At 45.6% G+C, this 22,267-nt stretch carries 19 protein-coding genes; 3 read left to right on the forward strand and 16 right to left on the reverse strand.

Translation table 11 applies throughout. The features are described 5' to 3' along the window. Nucleotides 1-3 precede the first annotated feature (3 nt). The gene (locus HB364_RS29560; RefSeq protein WP_167292044.1) at nucleotides 4-1,284 is read left to right on the forward strand and encodes a hypothetical protein; all 1,281 of its coding nucleotides are present in this window, start codon (nucleotides 4-6) and stop codon (nucleotides 1,282-1,284) included. A gap of 17 nt (nucleotides 1,285-1,301) precedes the next feature. Next, nucleotides 1,302-1,928: a hypothetical protein gene (locus tag HB364_RS29565; RefSeq protein WP_167292045.1), complete on the forward strand. Its 627-nt coding sequence runs from the start codon at nucleotides 1,302-1,304 to the stop codon at nucleotides 1,926-1,928. Here the strand turns inward: HB364_RS29565 and HB364_RS29570 are convergent. The 16 genes from HB364_RS29570 to HB364_RS29645 all read right to left on the reverse strand — a co-directional run bounded on the left by HB364_RS29570 (nucleotide 1,919) and on the right by HB364_RS29645 (nucleotide 21,127). Next, on the reverse strand, nucleotides 1,919-3,250 hold the full coding sequence (locus tag HB364_RS29570) for a glycoside hydrolase family 16 protein (RefSeq protein WP_167292046.1): 1,332 nt from the start codon (nucleotides 3,248-3,250) through the stop codon (nucleotides 1,919-1,921). The genes HB364_RS29565 and HB364_RS29570 overlap by 10 nt on opposite strands. A 141-nt stretch (nucleotides 3,251-3,391) precedes the next feature. Continuing rightward, on the reverse strand, nucleotides 3,392-3,775 hold the full coding sequence (locus tag HB364_RS29575; RefSeq protein WP_167292047.1) for a hypothetical protein: 384 nt from the start codon (nucleotides 3,773-3,775) through the stop codon (nucleotides 3,392-3,394). 4 nt (nucleotides 3,776-3,779) lie between these two features. Beyond that, a complete protein-coding gene (locus HB364_RS29580; RefSeq protein ID WP_167292048.1) occupies nucleotides 3,780-5,543 on the reverse strand; it encodes a TraB/GumN family protein in 1,764 nt (587 codons plus the stop codon). Then, nucleotides 5,540-6,727: a hypothetical protein gene (locus tag HB364_RS29585; protein ID WP_167292049.1), complete on the reverse strand. Its 1,188-nt coding sequence runs from the start codon at nucleotides 6,725-6,727 to the stop codon at nucleotides 5,540-5,542. Before HB364_RS29585 ends, HB364_RS29580 begins: the two co-directional genes overlap by 4 nt. 141 nt (nucleotides 6,728-6,868) lie before the next feature. After that, a complete protein-coding gene (locus tag HB364_RS29590; RefSeq protein ID WP_167292050.1) occupies nucleotides 6,869-8,065 on the reverse strand; it encodes a hypothetical protein in 1,197 nt (398 codons plus the stop codon). 16 nt (nucleotides 8,066-8,081) lie between these two features. Next, on the reverse strand, nucleotides 8,082-8,462 hold the full coding sequence (locus tag HB364_RS29595) for a hypothetical protein (protein ID WP_167292051.1): 381 nt from the start codon (nucleotides 8,460-8,462) through the stop codon (nucleotides 8,082-8,084). 202 nt (nucleotides 8,463-8,664) lie between these two features. After that, nucleotides 8,665-12,336 (reverse strand): hypothetical protein, encoded by a 3,672-nt coding sequence (locus HB364_RS29600; RefSeq protein ID WP_167292052.1) that lies wholly within the window; start codon nucleotides 12,334-12,336, stop codon nucleotides 8,665-8,667. Between the two features lie 59 nt (nucleotides 12,337-12,395). After that, nucleotides 12,396-13,502: a serine hydrolase domain-containing protein gene (locus HB364_RS29605; protein WP_167292053.1), complete on the reverse strand. Its 1,107-nt coding sequence runs from the start codon at nucleotides 13,500-13,502 to the stop codon at nucleotides 12,396-12,398. Nucleotides 13,503-13,611: 109 nt separating this feature from the next. Next, nucleotides 13,612-15,144, reverse strand: coding sequence for a B12-binding domain-containing radical SAM protein (locus HB364_RS29610; RefSeq protein ID WP_167292054.1), 1,533 nt, complete (start codon nucleotides 15,142-15,144; stop codon nucleotides 13,612-13,614). A gap of 103 nt (nucleotides 15,145-15,247) precedes the next feature. Next, entirely contained in the window at nucleotides 15,248-15,964 is a 717-nt protein-coding gene (locus HB364_RS29615; protein ID WP_246228656.1) for a class I SAM-dependent methyltransferase, read from the reverse strand. Nucleotides 15,965-16,030: 66 nt separating this feature from the next. Beyond that, nucleotides 16,031-16,246 carry a hypothetical protein gene (locus HB364_RS29620; RefSeq protein WP_167292055.1) on the reverse strand — a complete coding sequence of 72 codons (216 nt, stop codon included), beginning with the start codon at nucleotides 16,244-16,246 and terminating at the stop codon, nucleotides 16,031-16,033. 388 nt (nucleotides 16,247-16,634) lie between these two features. Further along, nucleotides 16,635-17,321, reverse strand: a complete 687-nt coding sequence (locus HB364_RS29625) for a hypothetical protein (RefSeq protein WP_167292056.1) — start codon at nucleotides 17,319-17,321, stop codon at nucleotides 16,635-16,637. A 629-nt stretch (nucleotides 17,322-17,950) separates the two neighbouring features. Continuing rightward, complete coding sequence (locus HB364_RS29630; protein ID WP_167292057.1) at nucleotides 17,951-18,793, reverse strand: RteC domain-containing protein; 843 nt, start codon at nucleotides 18,791-18,793, stop codon at nucleotides 17,951-17,953. Nucleotides 18,794-18,823: 30 nt separating this feature from the next. Further along, nucleotides 18,824-19,633, reverse strand: coding sequence for an AbiJ-NTD4 domain-containing protein (locus tag HB364_RS29635; protein ID WP_167292058.1), 810 nt, complete (start codon nucleotides 19,631-19,633; stop codon nucleotides 18,824-18,826). A 454-nt stretch (nucleotides 19,634-20,087) separates the two neighbouring features. Continuing rightward, nucleotides 20,088-20,891, reverse strand: a complete 804-nt coding sequence (locus tag HB364_RS29640) for a Fic family protein (RefSeq protein WP_167292059.1) — start codon at nucleotides 20,889-20,891, stop codon at nucleotides 20,088-20,090. Continuing rightward, a complete protein-coding gene (locus HB364_RS29645) occupies nucleotides 20,888-21,127 on the reverse strand; it encodes a hypothetical protein (protein WP_167292060.1) in 240 nt (79 codons plus the stop codon). The genes HB364_RS29640 and HB364_RS29645 overlap by 4 nt, the downstream gene beginning before the upstream one ends. Nucleotides 21,128-21,488: 361 nt before the next feature. Here HB364_RS29645 and HB364_RS29650 point away from each other — a divergent pair, with 361 nt between their 5' ends. After that, nucleotides 21,489-22,265 carry a helix-turn-helix domain-containing protein gene (locus tag HB364_RS29650; protein WP_167292061.1) on the forward strand — a complete coding sequence of 259 codons (777 nt, stop codon included), beginning with the start codon at nucleotides 21,489-21,491 and terminating at the stop codon, nucleotides 22,263-22,265. Nucleotides 22,266-22,267: the final 2 nt, after the last annotated feature.

Below are 22,267 nucleotides of genomic sequence, written 5' to 3' on the forward strand. Positions count from 1 at the left end.
TATATGATCAAAAGATTATTACTACTGGCCTTATTGATCAATCTTGTTCCCCTGGTATATGATAATCAGGGACTATTTGTTCAGGCCGCCCATGCCCAGTTTGGGGAAGAAGATGATATTTATGATTTCCTGGACGACTGGTTTGATGATGATGATTTTGAAGACGATGTTGTTGACGATTGCATGAATGGATCGAGCGTGGTGATCATCAATAACACTTCCTCCACCTACACGGTAGGCAATGCTATTTACCAGGAGAATTGTACACAACGCATCTATGCCTGTGAGATGCAAAGCGATCCCCCGGATTGTTCTACCACCCTTATTGGCTATGTGCCGGACCCGACGGATTGCGCAGGCGTTCCCAATGGCAGCGCTTATTGGGCCGACTGCGGCTGTATAGGAGGCAGCACGGGGATATATGAATGTCCTGATGATGAGGTGGATTGTGCGGGTGTTACGAATGGCAGCGCCTATTGGGCTTCCTGTGGTTGTATAGGGGGCACCACAGGTATCAGTGAATGCCCGCCGCCGGTGGACTGTGCGGGTGTTACCAATGGCAGTGCTTATTGGGCGCCCTGCGGCTGTATAGGCGGTACCACGGGTATTACAGAATGTGCATGCCCCAATACGCCTTTCCCTGCCGCTAATGCAACGGTAGCATCTGGCGCTCCTCCTACCGAGGCTCTTGGACCGGACGACTGGGGTTTGACCTATCCGGAAAATGTAGAGGTTGATATTTCTGCCTGTCTGGAAGGCGGTTCCTGGAAGGCGATTGTAACAACTATGCATGGAAAATACTCACTCCAAGCCAGGTTGCTTCCCGGCTTTACTCAGGTTACCGGTATCGGAGGAAATACAACCGATGCCAATTTTTGTACTCAGGTGGAAGATTTAAAAGGACAAGCGTATAATGCAGGCGCAACCTGGTTCATCATTGAGGCTGTAGTAGCCCATGAAAATGTGCATGCCACCCGTTTTGAACCCGGTCTGGAAGCAGTAACCACTACGATTGAAACAGATATAGAAGCATTATCAGTACCCAATACCGGTCAAACGGAGGCTGACGCTATTTCCGCCATTAAGGCTTTACCAGGTTGGTCTACAGCACTGACAAATGCACAAGGAACCTGGCTGGCGCAAATTCTTACCTTAGTAGCAGGAGACCATGCACCCGGTGGGCCAACAGATGTAGCAGAATTTGCGATCATTAATCCGTTGGTAGCAACTATTTGTTCCCATGCAACCACCAATTCCTGGCCGGTATGCGTACATTGTCCTTAAATAAAAATGCCACACCCATGACCAATAAGTTAGCCGTCTTTATCACCGTACCCCTCCTGTTGTATAGCCTGCTGTGTTGCAGGGCGGGTAAACCTATAGCCACCCCCTTCAACCGCATTTCCACTACAACAGGTGACAACAGGGCGGGTAACAGCTTACAGGTATTACTAAAAGCAGATACTGTACAAAAAAGATCGGAGAAAGGGTTGCAGTTCTCCTTAAGGCTGCAAAACGATTCCGCGAGCAGTGTCACTATTAAAAACCCAATGGATCTTTTCAGTCCTTCCCTGCTTAACGAAGCAGGGAAGGATATTCTTTATCCTTATATCTCAAGGCTACTTATCCATTCTAGAGGACCCAATACTAATAAATCGTTCGTAGTGAATCGCCTGAAGATTAATGACAGAACGGGCGATGAAAAGCTTTTACAACAGCCGCAGGTAACCATTCCAGGCAACGGGAGTATCGAAATTTTTATCAGCATTACCCATGTATTGAAGCCTGATGCTGTAAAGCCGTATACCGCGGAACAAACCATGCCTATACCCAGTGGCCGGTATCAATTACTGTCAACACTGGCCATGATGGAAGGAGAAAAAAGCAGTTTGCTTAGAATCCCTTCTGTGTATATCCGTTACCAGTAAAAGAACGTAGATACCGTACCGATGGCAGTGGTTTCATGGATGGCATTCCTGGCGCCGCCCAATCCCTGGGGAACAAAATTGGTATCTGTAGTCAGCAGCAGCTTGTCGCAACGGGCATAGTATTGTGAATGGTCAAAGAGCTGTATCTTATTCGGACCAGCGGGCAAGTAAAACCGGCCACCGTTTTCCCATGCATATCCGTTCACACCATGATCGCCAAACACCTGGGTGGCTTCCACGCCGTTGACAAGCACTTTGAATTTCCGGCTGCCCTGTCCTGTAGTGTAGTCCCGCGATCTGACCCACAAAGTATAGGTGGCAGCAGCGTCAACCACAATCCCGGTAGAAGCCGTGAGCTCCAGGCTATCACGCCCTGCCACGTACGATGTAAATCCTTTGATCACTTTAACGTTGCTTTCACGCTCAAGTACCCAGTTATTGCGTTGTTTGAAGTCTTCCGCTTCTATCCACAGATCACGGCCTGTCGATTGGGTGGTTCCCCGGAGCGAATCCAGGTAATTGATGAAGGGTGTTTTGCGAACGGCATAGTTCTCTGCAGAAATTTCATAACACCGCAGGTAATCGAAGAATACGACCCCGGAATCAGTAGCATCTGTTTTGGTAGCGATGGCAGTAAGCCATAGGTAAAGATCATGCGCCGGCAGGTCGCGTGTATCTATTGTTTTTAACAGGTTGCCGTTGAAGAAATAGTTCAGGTAATCGGGCGTGTATTCAAAGCCGAAGGTATTATAAGAAGTGCTGAGGTTGGGAACCACAGTCTGGTAATCCCTGTTGGCGTTGCCGTGTATGGGCGCCCATTCGATGGTGCCATAAGTAAAGTAGTTGGCGGCATACTCTGCATAATGTTCAAAGCAGTCAATTTCAATGCGACCGGGCAGGAAATGCCAGGCTGGGTTGGGATCGTCAAAACCACTCAGGTAAGAGGTCCAGAAAGCTTCGTGCCATCCGTAGCCTCCGTCTATTTTTACACGCACTTCATAGTAGCCATAGCGCCGGGGAGTTTTGGTGATGATGCCACCACCGGTATAGGTTTTGTTTTGGTAAGTTTCTTTCTTCAGGTTGATCCGCACTTTTCCACTGTCCAGCACAACGTTTGCTGCCCGCTGATAGCTGGCGCCACTGGCATCCACCCTGTACTTCCAGTTAACCGTATCGAGTGTGGCGGCATTAAACTCATCTGCCCATACCAGGGAGTAATTGGCAGGCGCCTGCGGGTATCCTTTCAGGCAGATGAATATCAGCGCACACAGGCCAGCAAATTTTGATGTACAGGCAGGAGCAAATGGCAAGCCTTTTTTCATAACGTTAGATTGTTGGGTGGTTAAATCTAACTATTCCAACAACTGCTTGCATAAGAACCGGCGCGTCTGCTTATTTGGGAATGTTCCCATTGGCGGGAATGTTCCCAAATTGTTCTTTAGCTATGCGCCAGGCTGTTTTATTTAAGATTTGATGAGCTTTTTCTTTTGCTCTTCTAATTGATATTCCAGTTTCTGAATATCTTTTAGTGTCATGTTTTCCAGGTCAAGGTTCTGTATATATTTATCTTCATTCACTCTTACCTGCACGGTGCCTTTACGCCGGTTATTAAGCAGCCATTTTAATAAATTGAAAAATTCAGTGAGTGAAAAACTGATAGCCTTTGTAATGAACAGGTGCACAATCAGGTCATAGATATCCTGCCCCTGGTCAGTTTTTTCCAATCTGCTCATTTCCTTTTGATCAACTTTTTGCAGGGAAGAAGCGGGAGCAGAACCGGGGAAAGTCTCCAGGATTTGCCTTGCTAATTCCTCATTTTTTTGGTTTGCATATTTTATTGTAACCATATGTTTAGTTTTTACAGTATGTATTAATTAATGAGCGAATAGTGTTTTGGGATCGTGGTTCGCTATTGGGACTGGACCTGAATAACTTCAATCTTACGGGCATTTCTCCAAGATCGTACAGGTACCAACATTCTCCCAGGACATCAAACGAGGCCAGGAAAGAATGGCCACTTTCCGGATCAATGTATTTGACCACATTTTCTGTATATGGATGTTCCGCAAGTTGGATTTCCTTTAAAAAATTCATCCTTGCCGTATTACCTGAATAATTATGATCATGATAGAAAATTATTCGGTCTCCTTCTGTTTTGGCAAATGCGCCCGGATGCTTTTCCTGCAATGCATTGAACCCGTTCGGATCAAAATCGGGCTTGTATTGATTAAAGGAAGGATTATGTTTTACTGATGAAATCAATTCAGTGGCAACAGATTCGCCTAAATACTGCCTGAATTTGTCGACTATTCTGTTAAAAGACCGGTTAATTGTTGCTAACCCTTTTCTAATCCATTTCCACTCATGGGCAAACGGGCTTACGGGAAGCTTCATTCTCAGCAGCGTATCCGACGCAAATTTTCGCAATGCCGCCTCCCTGCTATTGATAAAACGTAAACTATCAAAAGCGAAATCCGGATTCTCAAGCCCAGAATGCTTCGATGAAATAAGTAAGTAACCTACGCTATCCGGCAGCAAGCGTACAATGCCTTCCAGGTGAGCAGCACCAATAAATACAAAGGGTATCTGGTTTTGAAACCGGGACAGATAATTACTGATCTTTTCAGCCATCATTGTATCCCTCTTCAAATAACTCCTTATAATTCTTATTTCATTAGCAGCAAATTGAGCCAACGTCCTTTCACGCTTTCGAACAAGCCAGTTTCTGAACCCTTCCCAGTATTGCACTTCAGAAAGCCATTCAGAGCCAATATCATCCCCCGGATAGGTATACAAGGGTGAGTTCTCGTATTCTTCTTGCAGGGAGTATATCCTCTCTTTCTGATTATAAGTAAGGTTGCTCGCCGTTCTTTCGTACCGGAGGGTTCTCTGAATGGTTGCACTATCATCTATTGCATACTGCTTTATGTCTTTTTCCCTAAGCACAACCTGGCACTCCATAGCCAGGTCTATTATAAAATTTTTGGTCAATTGGCTCACCTGATATGCTGCCGGAACTGTGGCAGACAGCACGCTATACAGACTATCCAAAGAAACCTCCACTGAATTATTGCCATAGAATCCTTCGTTAAGGAAGTAAAAAGCAATGGAAGGATTTTTTAATACAACACTGGTGATGGCATTTCTGAGATAAGGGATCTCTCCTGAAAAGTTATGGGGATCTTCTACAAAAAGAAGTAGTTGTTTGGTAGTGGGCCTAATTTTATTCTTCTTAATTACAGCATTTTCAAAAAAATACTCATCAAACCTAATGCCCCCCCTTTGATACGCTATTTCTTTCCCGCGTGAAAATTCGATCCAGGAAACACTATCGCTGTGATAAGTAATCTTTTTAAACCCGTTGTTATGGAGGATCTCGTAAAACCGGTTAGTATCTGCAAAAGCCCAACGGACAACAAATGGACCATAAGCTTCACTGACTTCAAAGGAATCAGCGCCAACCTTTTGTTTTAACCTTAATTGGGGCATGCTGTAATCGTCTGCCCTGAGTGTGGCAATTTTCACTGGCAAGGTTTGCGCAAAACCACTGCTCATTAGGACAAGGGCCTGCAATAACAGGCCCACCCATACCTGAATACGTAATAAATATTTCATATCTGGACTATTTTTTGAAATCGATTATACATATCCTCCAGTTCCTGCTGCAACGATGCTTCGGCATCAAGGAGGCTTTTAAATACAGGTTGATTAAAAAAAGCAAGCAAATACTCCAGGTAATCCGCCATAGATTGCTTTCTGATGCTGCCCTCTACTCTTTTTACGCCTTTTTGCAGAAATCGCCCACCAATGCTCTTTCCATCAGACGCATTTTTGAAAGAATAGCAGTGATAGACCCTCATCAGGAGAATATGAGAAAGATCCAGGCCCATCACCTCCTGGTAAAAGTCCTCCGTCCTTGAAGGCAGGGTCCATTTGAGGTCTTCAGTATGGAAGTTTGCAAAAACAAACCAGGTATTTCTACTTTCCAATGCATCCAAAACCTGTTCTTTAGTAGGGTTAATAAGCAACTTTAAAGGGAAATAAGTCTTACCGATCTGTATTTTAGCGAATGAAGCCCTAACCTTTTCCAAGAGACAGAAACAAGCTTTGTAATCAGCAGATTCACTGCTTTCCAATTCAAGGTGTTCATAGGCATTGACTATGATTACCGCATGCAGTATAAAAGAGGCAATATTCTTTCCTTTTCCTTCTATGTAAAGCCAATCCTTGAGGTGAGTGAGGTAATCTTTATGCGTCGAAATAAACTCCATCCAGGTATAGCGATTAAAGAAACCAAGATCAAACCTGCCATAATAACTAAAAGGCAGTTGAGCTATATAAGCATCAGCACTTCCATGCTTAATGACGAGTTTATTTTTCTCCAATCCAAGAGGTTGCTTTTTGAACATCGGGAAATCAGGAGGCAGGTCCAGACCATCCTCCTGTGTAAGCCACCGGAAATTATTAACTATATGCTCTTCGTGAAGCGAAAAGTTTGCAGGTTTTATTTCCAGATAAGTGGTATCCAATGCAATTTCAAGGTCAACTATACGGGTTTTAGCAAGTGCTCCGATGGTCTCTTCTTCCTGTGTACTGTTTGCCAAACAAAATAAATAATAATACCCGTCCGGATGCTTAACAATCCACAGGTAATCTTCTTCCTTCCCCTTTAACATATATCTTTCCAACAACGCTTCCACCTCTCCATTGATGAGACTTTCGAAGGTTGTCCAGTCCGATTCCTGATCAGTATACAGCACAGGTTTTATATCACACTTCATTAAAAGCTCCTGGATCATACTTCAAATTTATCGGGGTATTAAAGGCTGGTCAAGCGTGTTTTCACGGATGTATGTTATGTTGTATTCACCCACAACACTGGAATTGTAATAATAAAGGCCATCCGCCATGCCGGCAGATGGCCTTTATTAATTGGCTGTTCAGGACTTTTTGTTTCCTGCCAGGTCCCGGATGGCTTTGAAGTTGGCACGTACATTGAGAAAGCCAAACAGGTTACCTCCTTTCGGATCGTATTTGATCTCCAACGGTATCCAGATATCATTGAACACACGTATACGCAGGGTACCGTTGAAAGTAAGACTGTCTTTCTTTTCTCCGGCATACAGGCGGTTCAGATGAACGTAGGAACCTGACAGCTTAAATTCAGCCCATGGGTATTGCGTTCGTTTTGTTTTAAGGGTAAGGTTGAGGCCAGGCTCAAATATAAATGCTTGTCTTTTCAGGTCTCTCCCTGCCAGCAGGGTATCATTGAGAAATTGGTAAGCAGCTTTGATGTTCAATTCCAGGCCACAAACCCTTTTGGGATTAGTGATCCCTTTTACGAGGTTGGAAGACAGCACCACGTTGGAGAACATAAAATCGTCCTTGTAGGTCGTGTCGCTTATTCCTACAGTCACCAACAGCCGGTTTTGGAAGTCGGTTTTCACACTGTCGAAATTGGCCTTGATCAGTTTACCAAAATGCACCTTCTTATTATTGTCAATCAGCTTTATGATGGTTTTAGCGCCTATAGAATCTGCGATCTTCCTGATAGACCCCTGCAAGACAGGATCAAGCTTGCTGAATTGGTTGAAGGAGGTAGAGTCTGCGCTGAAAAAAGATTCGATTTGACGGTTAAGTTCATTTTTTCGTTGCAGATCAGGAATTCTTCCCAGCGATAAATTTAACAAGGTAAGTAATTGATTGTATTCATCATTGGCTTTAACCGCATCGTTGATGAAATGCTCAGACACGGTCACATCACGCCTGTTTATGATCGCATAAGTGATACCAGACGAAAAGCCATTGAATTTATAGGCCGAATCGAGTTTGGCCGAAAAGGAAAAGTTAAGATTCCGCAATGCTTTATACCGGACGTAACTGGTATCAACCAATAGCTCGGGGTTGGCCCTGGCCATGATGGCAAAGGGATTGGACGTGAACTGCACCTCCTTGTTTTTGCTGGTAAAGCGGTCAAAGGCCAGTTGGAAAAAGCTTTTGAATACATCTTTATAGTTACCGGTTGCGAGGGAATCGGCTGTTATAGCGTAAGACTTTGTACTGTCCTGCGCCTGCATAAATGTTGCTGCCAGCATACACCATACAGTCAATATTATTATGCACCATTTATTCTTCATGGGTGTAAATTATTGGTTACTGAATGATGTAACTTTTATGAATAGGACCAGAGACCGTTTGCGGCGTATTGGGCGAGGTAGGTACGGTAATGACAATATTGGCAGAACCGGCGCTGGCTCCCACAAGCGCCAGTCCATCCCCGCTTTTTACATCTGAGAAGAAGATATCAGCGCTACGGGTAATGCTTTGCATATTGATAAGCGTGCCATTCCTGGACAAGAAGGCCGTTAGCTTTCCCACGCCTGAAGAAAAGGTAATTTTTACTGTAGCAGCTACTGTATTGGGTTGTAAGGCCACCAGGGCCATCCCTTGGGGAGGAGTAAAGTTGACGGCATTTCCAGGAGCTGCTTTTTTTGCGGCTTTTTTCTTAGCAGGTGTGTTTTTCTTTGTTGGCATGATAATGATTTTTTATGCCTCGAAAATACACGTCAGCCCAACTCTTCGCTACCCGCTAAAACACCCTTTTCCTTTGCTCCTTTAATACGTAATATGGGTTAAAACACCTGACTATTTTTTCGACGTAGACATCGTTTACCACTTTAAATGCATAAGGCGCATTATGGTCTTCCAGCTTTTGCCGATTTCGCATAGCTTTAAATTAATCACTACCAGACAGCATCAACCCTACTTTCTCCCAAAAATTTGCTGTCATCTTCAGCTTACCCTGGTTCTTCAGCAGCATGATCACCGGTGCAATCCTCCTGGCATATATCTCTTTACTAAAATCTATCAGATCGATTACAAATTCTTCATATTGCAGCATCGTGATCTCGTTCTTTAGCACGCTGTCTACTTTGATCTCGTGCCATATTTCAATACAATCGGCCCAATATAAGCGGCCCAGGCCTGGCCTGATCTCTTTGTGCCATTCTTCCAGCTTTTTGCTATCCTGGCGATTAATATAGCAAGCGGCAAAGTAACGGTGAAATCTTTCATGACGGAAGCGGCAGACCGTTTTGTCCTTTGTGAGCACGCCGGCATCGAGCGCCTGCTCACAAAAACGTTCGGAGATATTTTCATCTGCTTTAATTTCCTGGGTATTGGTTTTAAATAACTCCCAGGCTTTTTCTTCGAGATTAAGTACATAGGTATCCTCGTCGAGGCTATGCCTTACTTCGCGGTAGATGTCGAGTCTGAAGGCGGGTACGGTATTATGGGCGGCAATATAGCCAGCGATAAGGCCCGCCGTATGGGGTAGCGCAGCCATGTCTTTGAGTAAAGGCGTGTTGACGACTTCTTCTACCCATTTTTCCTCAATCCCGTATTTAGTGATAAACATAAATTGCAACTGTTGCTTTCCAAAAGGATCGAGGCGGATGTACTCTTCCTTTACCAGTTTTTCGAGCCCGGGCGGATATTGACTGGAGAGAATGACGTGGTTCCTTTTTACAGCCGTTAACAGGAAACTGCGCACCTCTTCCTGACGGGCGCTTTCATTAAAGCCATCGAGCAACAGCACAAAACCACCATCGCCGATAAGGGTTGTGACCTGCTGCGGCTCGAAGAAAAGGTCGCCATAGTTATTGGCCTGGAAAGCCAGCATCTCGTCAATGGAATTGGGCTCGCCGAGGCGCAACAGGAAAGGAGTGAGCCCTTTTTCGAGCGCAAGGAGCGCCCATTTTTCGAGCAAGGCCGTTTTGCCCAGGCCTGATTTGCCAAGCACTACGTACAGTTTATTACGGCTGGTTATGGTATTGTTGAAGACATTCATCCACTCTTCTTCGGCATAATGACCATTGATGGCTGGCGGAATATAGGAATCCTGTTGGCCGGCCCAACCATCGAGACCGGGCGCTTTGTGGTAATTACTGCGGTAAGCCTTAAAGAGGGCCATGCGTACCGGGCGGCTGTTGTGGATGAGAAAGGCCGTGAAAATATATTTGGCCGGGATGATGGGTAAGGCTGCCAGGCCATTGCGGGAGAGCATTACCTTTCGCCACCAGCCGTTGAAAACGGCGAGTAGCACCAGCAGTATGTTGAGAGCAATATAACCCAGGACCCAGTACAGGTAGGACAGCCAGGCCGGTGGCCCGCCCATGGTTACAGAAGCAGAAAAGCGGTGTGCAAAGTGAGGCAAGGGTGAATCGTAATGAGCAACTACCTGGAGCGTATATTTCTTACCGGCAGATGAGCGTTCAAAATCAGCCGCTTTTTCATTAAAGATGAATTTCACTTGCTGCTTTGTACTATCGGTAAAGATTGAACGGTAATAACTGCTATCCAATACATCTTTACCATTATCAGTAAGGTGGATGGTGGGCAGCGCTATGAGAGAGTCACCAAATGTAACGAAGCAGGAATCGAGCAGGCTGGTTTTCCCAAGCTGCAGTTTAATATCGCGAACCGACTTAATGACTTTTACCTGTGTGATATTTCCATCACGCCCTACGATCCAGCCTTCCCTGCCAGTAGGATCGAATGCGACGTCACTGTACGCTGCTAATATTTCATCAACGTCATTGACCATTGCCCAAGTACGGCCTTCATATTTGGCTATGTCGCCACTGGAGCCTACAGCCCATCCTTTGGAACCATCCTGATTGAGCCATAAAGAATTGAAATAACCAGGCATTGGTGAACCCATTACTGAATCTCCACGTTGTTCCTTGGAATTAAATTGCCCGATCCAGTCGTCGCCTGCCACCCATCCTTCAGTGCCCTGCTTATTTGTCCAAATCGCACGTAGATTGAACATTGATGAGGACCATTTTGTCCATTCTTTTCCTTCATACCTGAACAGGCCGTCGATGCCAACCGCCCATCCCTGTGTACCGGACGGATTGAACGACAAATCACAAATGACATCGTACTTTCTATTATCCGGTGACTGTGTGGTTGTCCAGGCATTTGCTTTGTATTGCATGATCCAGCCATCGCTGCCAGCCGCCCAGCCCACCTTTCCATTGTCATCGAACCATAAAGCATTCAATGCTTCCTCCCCTGTGCCTTCTTTTTGAAACAAATCCCAGTTCTTTCCGTCAAATTGCAAGATCACCCCGCTATCCCCCACTGCCCAACCTGTGGTAACTTCGTCATTCATCCATACGGCATAAAGATCTTTCGTTGTGAGCTTGCCCGGCTCCACTATTGTCTGCCAGTTCATGCCCTCAAATCTTAAAATAATCCCATCTTCCCCCACCGCCCAGGCCTCACTGGTTTTGGCCGAGCGCCACAAGGCATTCAGGTCCTGGTTGATCTCCCGTGGATTGCTATAAAGTTTCCAGCCGGTACTGTCGTACTGTAATATTTCTTTATAGCCGATTGCAAAACCCTGTGATCCTGCTGAATCGAAGAGCAATCTATATAACCCTTTTTTTACCGGAATTTTCTCTGCCTGATGTGCTACGCGCCAGGCTTCCTGCTCATAACGCAATATTGTTCCATTATAGCCTGCAGCCCACCCTTGTTTGCCTTCGGGATCCAGCCACAAGGAAAACAAAGGAGCACTTGTTATTTCACCCGGACGATGCGCCATTGTCCATTTATTTGCCTCGAATTTCAGTATCAACCCTCGATATCCAACCGCCCATCCCCGGGTCCCTTCTGCATTGAGCCAAAGGCTAAATAAAGAACCTTTCGGTACTGCTGTATCCTGGGTGTATTTTTTCCAGGTTCTGCCATCGTATCTGAACAGGCCATCATCATTACTTATTGCCCAGCCATCCGTGCCTTGTGCATTTAGCTTCATGGAGAGTACTCTTCCTCTAATCTCCAGCCTCCCCCAGCTTTTCCATTGACCATCCTTATAATGCAATACTATTCCCTGATCGCCCATTGCCCATCCCTCAGTGCATTGTGCATTCACCCAAAGCGTTTCCAGACTAAATTCGGTTATTTCACCAGCCCTATTCCACTCCTTCCAGCTACCTTTCTGATACTTAAATATAATACCATTAGTGCCTACGGCCCAGCCTGCGGTATCCTGTTCGTTTACCCAAATGGCGCGGAGAGACGCCTGCGTAAGCTGTCCCGGATGTATTACCGTGTTCCAGTGTTTTCCATCAAAGTGGACAATGGAGCCACCGTCGCCCACCATCCAACCGCTGGTACCCTGTCTATTCATCCAGGCCGCCTCATGGTCAACCACAGCATTTACAACATTCAACTTATAATATTCTTCCGGGTTGCCCGCTTCGGCCTTAGCCTTGACGGTGGTATAGTTGTCGTTGGTACAGGCGGCCGGAAGAACCGCGAGCATCACGAAGAACCAGCGGGCCAGCCGTTTTTTATAATTATAGGTTGTTAAACAGCAAGGAGAGAGCATTTTCATACCACGGAAAATAGGCATTGCCAGACAGTAAAAACAGGGTGAAAACACTGGAGATCTCCCTACCTGGTGGTAATGGACGCCAACTCCTTTTCCAATTGATACTGATTAGCGATACTATTGGTTAAAAGAACGAAGCCAGCCTGTTGATCAGGAAAACACTGAAAGGAACTTCTGCTACCGCCGGTACTGCCTCTATGATTCAGTACTCTATATCCTTCCGGGGTAGTAAGAATAAACCAGTTTAAGCCCAGTCCATCTTTGTCAGTACCGAATGTGAGCTTATGGGATAACGCTATGCCTTTAGTGGCATCTTCATTGTTCGCATAGATGTATTTTATCATATCAGCCGTATTGGAACGGAGCGCACCACAGGCAGGCATGCTTGGCATATCCCAAAAGGGCACAACTTCTTTCTGTGCATTGTGTGCTTTTGCAAGATCCCGTACATGAGAAATATCAATTTTCGTATCGTTCATCTTTATGGGTCGTAATATAAATGTAGAGATGAGGGTAAAATAATCTTGCGTATAAACATCTTCCAGGATATATCCGAGCAGTCCGACTCCCATATTTGAATAGCTATGTTTCTTACCGGGCAGCGTATCCATTTTCATAGCATGAAATCCCTGGTAAAGCATTTCCTTTGAATAGTGCAAGTAGGGATTGGTTGAATCATACCCCGCCTGCATAAAGAAGTTGAGAAAGATCCTGGTGACCCTTGCCGTATGATTTGACAGGTCCACCACCCTTATGGGCGTACCATTGTACTCCAGGTTGGGATAGGGTTCTTTGAGGTACTTACGGATGTCATCGTCCAGCTTTATTTTCTTATCCAACACAGCCTGTGCCAGCAGGATACCGGTAAAGGTTTTGGTGAGGGAGCCTATTTCATAGATGGTTTTATTGGTAGGCAGCACTCCGTTTCCATTCGCAGTTTCGCCATAGTTATAGAAGTAGGTTTTACCATTTTTCACCATTCCGATGGAAAGTCCAACTCCACTGGTATTGCTAAAATAGGTCCTGACACTTTTATCGACCAATGAGTCCAGTTTACTTTTTAAAGGGTTGTCAGTAGCAACCTTCCGCCCAGCGGTTTGGTTTAGCTGGGAGTAACTAACGGTTGCCCATAAAATAAAGAGGCTGGTAAAGGCAATTTTAAGGGGCATCTGGCGCTGATTTGTAAACAATATACATCCTCTGCACCGCTTTTGTCAGGATGTAAGTGGTTTTTATTTTCCGCTAACTTCATTTTCAAGATTCTGTACCGTAATTTTATTATTGCCGGGTCTCCTTTTGCAGATACGCATACGCGTCATGCGATAAAGCGCCCTGGGGAAGCCAGCTCCACCAGACCCCAAGATCTCTTTCGATGATATCCTTGTAGAATAAAGGCAACTGAGCTGATTCGCCTTCAAAATACTGACGAAAGGCGTGGTCTTGTACAAGGTTTTGCCGCACCTTGCGATAAAATCGCAAACGGCCATATCCTTCTGAAGAAACAGCCCGCATAAGGTTCATCCACCGGGAAGTAAGATCAGTGGCGCCTTTAAAACGGCGGTAAAGCGCCTTTAAAGAAAAAGAATAAGCGGTAAGGTCAATCACCCTGTCATAAAATTCAACCCAATCATAATTTTTGGGTTTAATATTCATGGCCAGGTGATTATTCAGAAAGTGGAAGGGAAAAGGGAGCACACGGCCTTCCCGTTGGTATTCCAGGTTAAGCGGGGCAGCTTCACCAAAGGCGGTTAACAGTGAATAACCCGGAAAAGCGCCCGGCGTACGGTCAATGAAACGCTTGGTAAGTTCAAAAGGTTCTGCTCCCGCATCGCTGTCCAGCCCAAGCACAAAATTCGTTTGAATGTAGGGGATATAGTGAATGATATTATTAACATGCGCAGATACCTGGCTTACCTTTTCTTCGCCGGTAATATGCGCTGTTCGCGACTTATTGCCCAGGTCGTACCATGATTCTATACCAGGCAGCAGGGCAGTAAAACCGTTCTCTGCTAATACTTTCAGGCGCTTCTCCGTAATAACAGACAAACTGCTTTCTGCAATAAAGCGAAAGCTTTTAAGGGGGGCTGCTGAAGCTATGGCATCCATATTTTCTTCAAAGCGTATCCCAAAATTGGGATCGTGCCAGGCTACCCAGGGTTTTTTAAACCTGGTGAGCAGAAACTGCAGGTCTTCCCGGATGGTTTGAAAATTCAATGGCTGGTAGGGCACCGTTGAATCAATGCAAAAAGGACAGGTATACGGGCAGCCCACACTTCCCAGCATCGGTACTATCTGCAGGACCGGCGCTTTCTTCAGGGTAGGCTCTATGAATTTCCAGCGTTCCCGGACACCGCACAAGTCAGCCGGCTGCTTGCCGGCCGATAAAAAGGTGCCCAGGGGGCGCTGCGGGGTGCAATTATTCAATACTTCCATAATGGTCGACCGGTTGGTAAATCCCAGTACATAGTCAAAGTATTGAATAGCATCATCCGGATAACACCGGGCATGCGGCCCGCCCAGCACTGTTACTGTCCCTCTCTGCCGGAGGTAATTACTTACCGAATAGGCAAGCAGGGCGGCTTGTGTAAAGGAGCTAATAAATACAAGATCAATTTTTTCCGGGATTTCCTTACGCAGGTCTTCCCTGCCTGTAAAACAGATCATGGTTACTTCATGACCTTCCTGTTCGCACCAGGTAGCCACTACCTGTGGCATAATACTGGCCAGGTTGGCATGCATTATTTTGGCCCATAAAGTATTGGAAGGGCCTTTACACACCAGGTCAATTAAGCAGATCCTGAGCCTTTGCATAAACAAAGCGTGCGTGAGCAATAATCACCACAAACGATATGCCCTGCACTGAAAGGCGACTCCAAACAGTCTGAGGAACAAGTTCCACATTAGCCTTTTTTACTCATCCCGCTACCGCTTTCCTGCATTTAATTAAAAAGAAAGGATAATTTTCAATAATTGCTGTGATCTCAAATAATCCAGCTTTGTCAAACTCTGCATGGATTGATTCGATATCATAAAAAAACATGTTAACACCCCCAAACATTTCATAACGGTCCTTGCTAACAAATTTGCCTTGCCCGTAGGTAGGAGCGTCTTTCGAAATGACTGTAAAAACCATGTAGCCATTTTCAGCAAGTTGATGATAGCAGTCACGGATTAGTTTCACCCTTTCGCTACTGTCCAACAAATGAATCAAAGCATAGCAAAATATACCATCATATTTGTTGTCATCAAAAGGCATATCAGTCACAGAACCATGGTGTATGATCATATCTGTGCCGTAATGCTTTCCGGCCATTTCAATAGCTGTTTTTGATATCTCGATCCCTGTTACAGTTATTCCGTTGTCTATGAAGATCTGCGCATTCCGTCCATAACCAATACCAGGGATCAGGATATTTTTTACTGATTGTTGGACAAAAAGATCCTTCGTCAGTACGGCAGACTTTGATGGCTCAAAGCCCCACATCTCCTGTTTCTCCCTGAAGGCTGACTCCCAAAACGCTGGTTGACCGGCTTTATTTACCATGATCCCACTTAGCTTTTGCAACAAAGTTACATAATCTAAAATTGTCCATAACGGTGAAGCATTTGTCCCTGCCTGTTTTCCTGGCAATGCCCCCAATTTGTACATAAAAGAGGCTGCCGGATGGCAGCCTCTCTCCTAAACAATACCGCTCCCCTACTCTTTTTCCTGCAGTACGGCCGACTGGCTCACGGCGCCCATGACACTACCGGCCACCGCGACATAACCGGCTATGTCATTGATGATCTTTGGCAGTTCCACAGGAGCTGCAAAGACAGCGGCACTCACTGCTAACAGTGTAACACCGATGTTGCGGAGCAGCTTAAAGAACTTCGGCGTTTTGTCCTGCATACGGTTGATGATATTGCTCATACCCTAAAATTGACTGGTTAAGTAATAAAGACCACTGCTACTGTTCAGTAGCCTCAACCGCCTGGCTGTTGCGAACCTGCCGGCGCCCCTGCGCACAGGGCGCTGACAGGTAAGGTTTGCTTTAGTGCAGACATGGAAGCTTCTGTATATGCATGTCTGCATGGGCCAACAAACAGCCAGACAAAGGATAAGGATCCCGGGCATCAGCTACCGGTCCGAAGGACTCTCCAAAGGAGTCCTCCGGACCTTCGGAGTGACGGATGATTGCAGGCTTCGTTAATATGGCTGCTGTAACAACAGGCAGCCTGTTCCTGACAAGGAGGTAAGCCGTTCATGATCACTCCGAAGGCAAGCGCCTAGGGAGATCTTCAAAGCTGGTACGGTTTGCTTATGCGGCCACATCTACCGCCACGATGCTGGTAGCATTGTGTTCACCGGTTTTAAGCGCGTAGCTCCGGGAATTAACCCGCTGGTAATACTCAATGCCCAGCGCCACCACGATCGTGTCCTGGCTGTTGGCAGGCAACGCCATGGTAAGGAGAGTGGGCGCTATGGGATCGTAGTTCCAGGACAACTCGGGCGTGCTTTGCATAGCAAACTCATAGGCTTCCGTGTCGAAGTTGATGGTAGCTGCTGCCGCCACGATCCTGAAATGCGTAATGCCGCTTACCTGCTGCACCATGTTGCGGGGTATGAAAGCAGGGATGCTCACGGCTGCCTGCCCCGCCGCGCGGTTGACACTGACAGGACAGCGTACAAAAAAGGAATCCCTGACACCTGCCCGCTCATTGAAGTTAAACCCCTGCAATTGCAGCAGGTCGCCCTGATTGGCGGTGCGCTCGCCCCGCCCGTTCACCGGGTCGGTAGCAATGATGCGGGAGAAGACCTGCACCAGGCGCGCCTGGGTGATCCTGTCTTTCGCAATGATGGTTACCTCCCGGAAAATAGTACGCATTAGTTTGGCCGCTTTACCAGCACGGGCAAACTCCGCGGCATTCTCGCGGGTGCGTTCAAAGGCCGGATCATTCTTGACCCTGTCAGCCGTTATCCCATTGGATGATGCTGTTGTTGCCATTTTTTTAGATTTTAGTGATTGAATAATTGGATGACCGGTCCAACCAAAAGCGTTTTTATGAATGAAGGGAACTCCATAGCATAAGTTTTCAGGCATGGAGTTACCTGCAGTAGTGTTAAAATGCAGGGAAAAGCACTGCGATAGCTCTGAGATAGTACTGGGATAGTACTTGCAGGGGTAGTATTCCTGTAGCACTCCTGCAGGATTCGGATAGAGCATGTAGGCCATCAGGCTACCAGTTTCAGACAATACGGGTAACATTACGCTACCATCAGTCCCGGCTACATTTGCTGTGTTGATCATAATCGTTCGTTTTATGAACACAAAGCTGGTGTGTTTGCACGAGCCGTTTTGCCAAGTTGTAGCCAATTGGCAGAGAATTATTTTTGCAACCGATCAACAGAAAAAGTAAGGAAACAAACGTCTTTGAAGTAGTGTATGACCGCAATGCGTACCTGCTTATACAAAAATTTCCGTACACATTTTGCCAATTGGCAAATAAAACTTTTCGGGAAAATTCCCTGAAAACAAGAATGCCAGCGTTTATTTCCGTGAAGCGGAGCAAACCCCGCAGGCGGAATAAACGCTGGCATCAATCCTTCAACAAGCCAACCAGACAATGGTGGGCATTATTCTTCCAGTTTATTTATATACTGGTGCAAGCAAGCTTTTAACTCATCAAAATATTTTAGGGGATCGGCCTTGCGTCCCCTTACCCTAAGAAAGGTGTGGGAGTATTTTTGGAGATCTACTTTCAATACAACCGACAAATAATTCATTACCTCTTTAAGGGCCGCCTTTCCATGATTAAAAAATCCCGTCAGGTACAGGGCATATCCCAATACTACAATATTGGCAATAGACTCCGTGCAATGCAGCCCGGAAGCTGTGACCGGCAAGGATGTATTGTTATCCGTGCTACAGGATGGATTCAGTTGCCGGTTTATATACACCAACAATAGTTCATGGGCCATCAGCTCGGCCATTTTTATATCGCCGCTGGTAGCGAATACCGGATCAAAATAGTTGACGTCGGGACAAAACTTCCAGTCGTACATGCTCCGTACAAAATACAATGCATCGTAGTGCGTGTCCTTCTTGCGGTAGTATTCGTAGAATACTTTGTTATCAGCAAAAAAGCGATCGACCTCCTGCAGCGCTCCCAACAGTCGCTCTTTTTCCAATACAGCGATCCCGTTAAAGTAGCCGATGTGCAGGCGGTATAATCTGTGGTAATACATATACCGCGACATGATCAGGGGCTTTACGTGTTTAAAAAAATGAATTTCTGTGGCCTGGTCAGGGAAGGAATTGTCAACAACCCATTGCCTGAGCTGTTGCAGGCCTTCTTCACAGATCCTGATGCAGGTTTCGAGGCGTGCGAATAAGTCGGTTTCCTTGTATTCCGTCTCTTGCAGGCGGTCGAGCAGAGAACTGATCAGTTTCTCAAAGGCAGATTGGAGACTCAACATAGTCTTGTGGTTTTAGTTGGAAAAGATTTGTTAACTGGCTATTGTTTTGAGGTAATTCAACAGCGTGGCGCAGGTCAGTAACCAGTATTTGGCCTCTTCAAATGTGAGCGTAGGACCTGATCCTGACAATACCTGCTTAACATTGATCATGACATTACCATAGACAGCGACGGGTGATAACATGTCCTGGATGATCTTATCAGGATATTGTCGTAAGGTCTCTTCCACGGCCATAATGGCTTCCAGGACCGCCTGGTTGTAGTCGGGATCATTTCTATTCGCCATCAGTTCCATCGCTCTCGAAAAGTGCGACCCGATCTGGTCTTCCGCTTCTGTGGCGGCCGCCTGTGCAATTTCTTTCAGCTCTGTATCATTCGTTACCCTGATCACTATTCGATTTACAACCCGGTATACGGAACCTTCTTTTTCCAACGCCTGGTTGCATGCGTTGATGAAGGGATCCACTGCTTTTGCATCTGCCTGATCCAACAGGAAGATCGTAAACTCAATGAAGTCAAATACCCTGTTATAGTCAGCCTTATAAAACCGTTCTTTCATACACTCCTCAAAGGAATCTGGATCAATCCCATTATACTTCCAGACAAGTTTATCAACTGTCTGCATAAAAAAGTCACCCCATATTGAAGTGATCAACAGGATACGCTTTTTATCGCTCCATCCGCTTAGATGATGAAGCCTGACCAAAAAATTTCCATACAAGGCATTCCACAACCGGGTCCGGAGGGTTTCGCTCATAGTATCAACCTGGAATGGGTGTTTTACTTCAGCCAATCCTATCCGTTGGGAGAAGTTCATAGCAATCGTTGAATTGTTGTTCATACGTTATTGATTTAAATATTAAATACAATAGAAGCCATGCCCGGATCCGGTCAATGATCCGGAATGGGTGATCATGCCAGATGCAGGGGCATGAGAATGCTATTAACCAGTGATGGAAATGACAGGCCCTGTGGACCTCTTCGGTCCTGGACTACCTTGGAAAGACTTAACCTGTGTGTTTAAAAAAAGGACAAGGCCTGGATAAGGGGTGAATGGAATCCCCGCAGCCGTTGTGTTTTGAGTGGAAGGTTGGGCCTATATTAAGTGGGACGGATGAGGTATTTCAAATGTTACTAAAGTCAAAAAAAAATTTGGAGGCTGGGGGGAAAGAGAAAGACCATCAAAGGAAAGTAGCATCTATCTTATTCATAATCAATACACTACTGACGCAGGCACAAATAGCAATGCCCGAAAAATATTTTTTCGGGCGATCGGCATTAGTTTTGACAGACTATTAGTTGTTGACCCGCTGTGCTTCTATAAACTCAAGTTTTGACTGAAGACTTTCAATTAACCTGTCTGCCATAAAATCAAGCATAGCAGTAGGCTCGTGATCGGTGAGTTCAAATCGTTTTAAATACTCGTTCTTATTCACTTCTCTAATAAAAAGTGGCGGATATCCCTTCCTCAACAGGATCAGGTTAGTAAAAATCCGCCCAATACGACCATTACCGTCACTAAAAGGGTGAATTTCGTTTAAGAACCGCTGGTGAAACCTGGTGGCGATAGAAAGCGGATGTTTGTCTGCATCATTTATATCCGCTTTTTCAAGTAGTTGATTAATTTCTTTAATAAGCTGTTCCATCGCTTTCTCCACTTCAGCCGGCTGAAGATAAGTATGGATCTTTCCGGTTGACCTTACTGTCATATTCTCAAACACCTTGTATTTACCCGGACTGTAAAGGCCATTATCTCCCCACTGACCAATGTTCTTCATCAACTCCTTGTGTAGTTCTTTGATATTCTCTTCGGAAATATATTGTAAGTGGTAGTCGTTGAAGACAATATCCAAAACTGCTTTATGATTAACTATATCCAGCACTTCTCCCGTTGTGGCATTTTTGGGTGTAGCAAAATCCCGCAGCAGCTTGACGGTTTGTCCATAGGTAATGGTATTACCCTCTATCTTATTTGAATTGTAAGTAAACTCTACCTTTACTTTCTCTAGAAAAGCCTCATCCCAATCTTTTTGAGGCATCAGTTTATCGACCTGGCCTTTCAGTGTATTTATGAGCTTTAGTTTCTCAGCAATATTCATTGTTTGAAATCTATTTCATAGTCAAATCCTTTGGTATTGAGCTTTTCCAGCCATCTCTTATACAGGTTATTACCAATCACTAATTTTCCTTCCCGCATGGTGAGCGTTTCCCCGACAATAAAGTCTTGCAAATCCTGTCTGAATTCTTTTCGGAGATCGTCCAGGAAAATAGTGTCCTTGTTGGCCAGGGTCCACAAGGCATCTATTCTTTCGGATATAACAGCAAGATTGTTCATGGTATGCATTTATGGCCAGTAACAGGAAGCATCAAAGGTAATGAATTTACTGCTTATAGCGCCTGGGAACCAGCCAGCTATTCCAAAGCAACTATTTGAAAGCCAAAATACTATCATAATTTTATGAAAAAGCAAAGGCCTTATTAAAAAGATCGGCCCAACCGTTAAAACAGTCTTTACAGAGTCCTATCGCGCCCACAAATCTTTAAGCATTATTATATTTAAATTTATAGAAAAAGAAGCGGAGCATAATTATGACCGGACCGGTAGAAGGTCCATTAATCTGCTGATCTGTGGTGAATTAACTTAAATTTGTACCAGGCGAAAATGCAGTAGCATCACCTATACAATCAACCTGGCCATGAGAACCATAAGTCCGAAGCTGGCGGAGAAAGTCGCCGAATATGTTCAACGGATACTCGTTATTGAAAACGTTGCAGTAACAGAACCTTTTGTGTTGCCTTTATATGCCAATGGCACGCCCACGCTGCTGTTCCAAACTGCCGCAGGCACCGTGAGAGGGAACGCCAACCACCTCACCCTTTTTGGCCAGACAGTACTGCCCGACACCCTCACGCTTACAGAAAATTTTACACTGATCGCCTATTTCTTCCATCCTTTTGCCCTGCATACCCTCTTTGGCGTATCACCTACCGACCTTACGGACAATCCTATTAACCTTAACCTGCTGTCGTCCAAAAAAGCCGGTGAGCTGCAGGAACAACTGTTGAATGCCGGCACAGTGGAGAAAATGATCGGCCTGATCAACGAATATATCTATAGCCTTTCGGTAAGGAACAAAACCGATGCAGCACTCATCAGGTTCGCGACCAGGGTCATCTCCGGCAATCCAACCCGCCGGGTGGAGGAAATGGTGGAAAAAGAACTGCACCTCACCAAACGCACCTTCCTGCGATTATTTGAAAGGCAGGTAGGCATTCTGCCCAATCAATACAGGCGCATTGTACAGTTTAACGCCGCCTTCCAGCAAATGCAAAACAGGCAGTTCAGCAAGTTATCGGATATTGCTTTTGAGCAAGGTTTTTCAGACCAAAGCCACTTTATCCGCGCATTCAAAGAGTTTACCGGCATCACACCCAAGGATTACGAAAAACTGCTCGGCCGCTCTGAAGCCTGAAC

Origin of the sequence: Paraflavitalea devenefica (assembly GCF_011759375.1) — a bacterium.
Taxonomy (GTDB): domain Bacteria; phylum Bacteroidota; class Bacteroidia; order Chitinophagales; family Chitinophagaceae; genus Paraflavitalea; species Paraflavitalea devenefica.

Bases quoted from the DNA above. Each gene is read 5' to 3' on its own strand.
- HB364_RS29560 (WP_167292044.1), top strand. From the start codon at position 4: ATGATCAAAAGATTATTACTACTGGCCTTATTGATCAATCTTGTTCCC.
- HB364_RS29565 (WP_167292045.1), top strand. From the start codon at position 1,302: ATGACCAATAAGTTAGCCGTCTTTATCACCGTACCCCTCCTGTTGTAT.
- HB364_RS29570 (WP_167292046.1), bottom strand. From the start codon at position 3,250: ATGAAAAAAGGCTTGCCATTTGCTCCTGCCTGTACATCAAAATTTGCT.
- HB364_RS29575 (WP_167292047.1), bottom strand. From the start codon at position 3,775: ATGGTTACAATAAAATATGCAAACCAAAAAAATGAGGAATTAGCAAGG.
- HB364_RS29580 (WP_167292048.1), bottom strand. From the start codon at position 5,543: ATGAAATATTTATTACGTATTCAGGTATGGGTGGGCCTGTTATTGCAG.
- HB364_RS29585 (WP_167292049.1), bottom strand. From the start codon at position 6,727: ATGATCCAGGAGCTTTTAATGAAGTGTGATATAAAACCTGTGCTGTAT.
- HB364_RS29590 (WP_167292050.1), bottom strand. From the start codon at position 8,065: ATGAAGAATAAATGGTGCATAATAATATTGACTGTATGGTGTATGCTG.
- HB364_RS29595 (WP_167292051.1), bottom strand. From the start codon at position 8,462: ATGCCAACAAAGAAAAACACACCTGCTAAGAAAAAAGCCGCAAAAAAA.
- HB364_RS29600 (WP_167292052.1), bottom strand. From the start codon at position 12,336: ATGAAAATGCTCTCTCCTTGCTGTTTAACAACCTATAATTATAAAAAA.
- HB364_RS29605 (WP_167292053.1), bottom strand. From the start codon at position 13,502: ATGCCCCTTAAAATTGCCTTTACCAGCCTCTTTATTTTATGGGCAACC.
- HB364_RS29610 (WP_167292054.1), bottom strand. From the start codon at position 15,144: ATGCAAAGGCTCAGGATCTGCTTAATTGACCTGGTGTGTAAAGGCCCT.
- HB364_RS29620 (WP_167292055.1), bottom strand. From the start codon at position 16,246: ATGAGCAATATCATCAACCGTATGCAGGACAAAACGCCGAAGTTCTTT.
- HB364_RS29625 (WP_167292056.1), bottom strand. From the start codon at position 17,321: ATGGCAACAACAGCATCATCCAATGGGATAACGGCTGACAGGGTCAAG.
- HB364_RS29630 (WP_167292057.1), bottom strand. From the start codon at position 18,793: ATGTTGAGTCTCCAATCTGCCTTTGAGAAACTGATCAGTTCTCTGCTC.
- HB364_RS29635 (WP_167292058.1), bottom strand. From the start codon at position 19,633: ATGAACAACAATTCAACGATTGCTATGAACTTCTCCCAACGGATAGGA.
- HB364_RS29640 (WP_167292059.1), bottom strand. From the start codon at position 20,891: ATGAATATTGCTGAGAAACTAAAGCTCATAAATACACTGAAAGGCCAG.
- HB364_RS29645 (WP_167292060.1), bottom strand. From the start codon at position 21,127: ATGAACAATCTTGCTGTTATATCCGAAAGAATAGATGCCTTGTGGACC.
- HB364_RS29650 (WP_167292061.1), top strand. From the start codon at position 21,489: ATGAGAACCATAAGTCCGAAGCTGGCGGAGAAAGTCGCCGAATATGTT.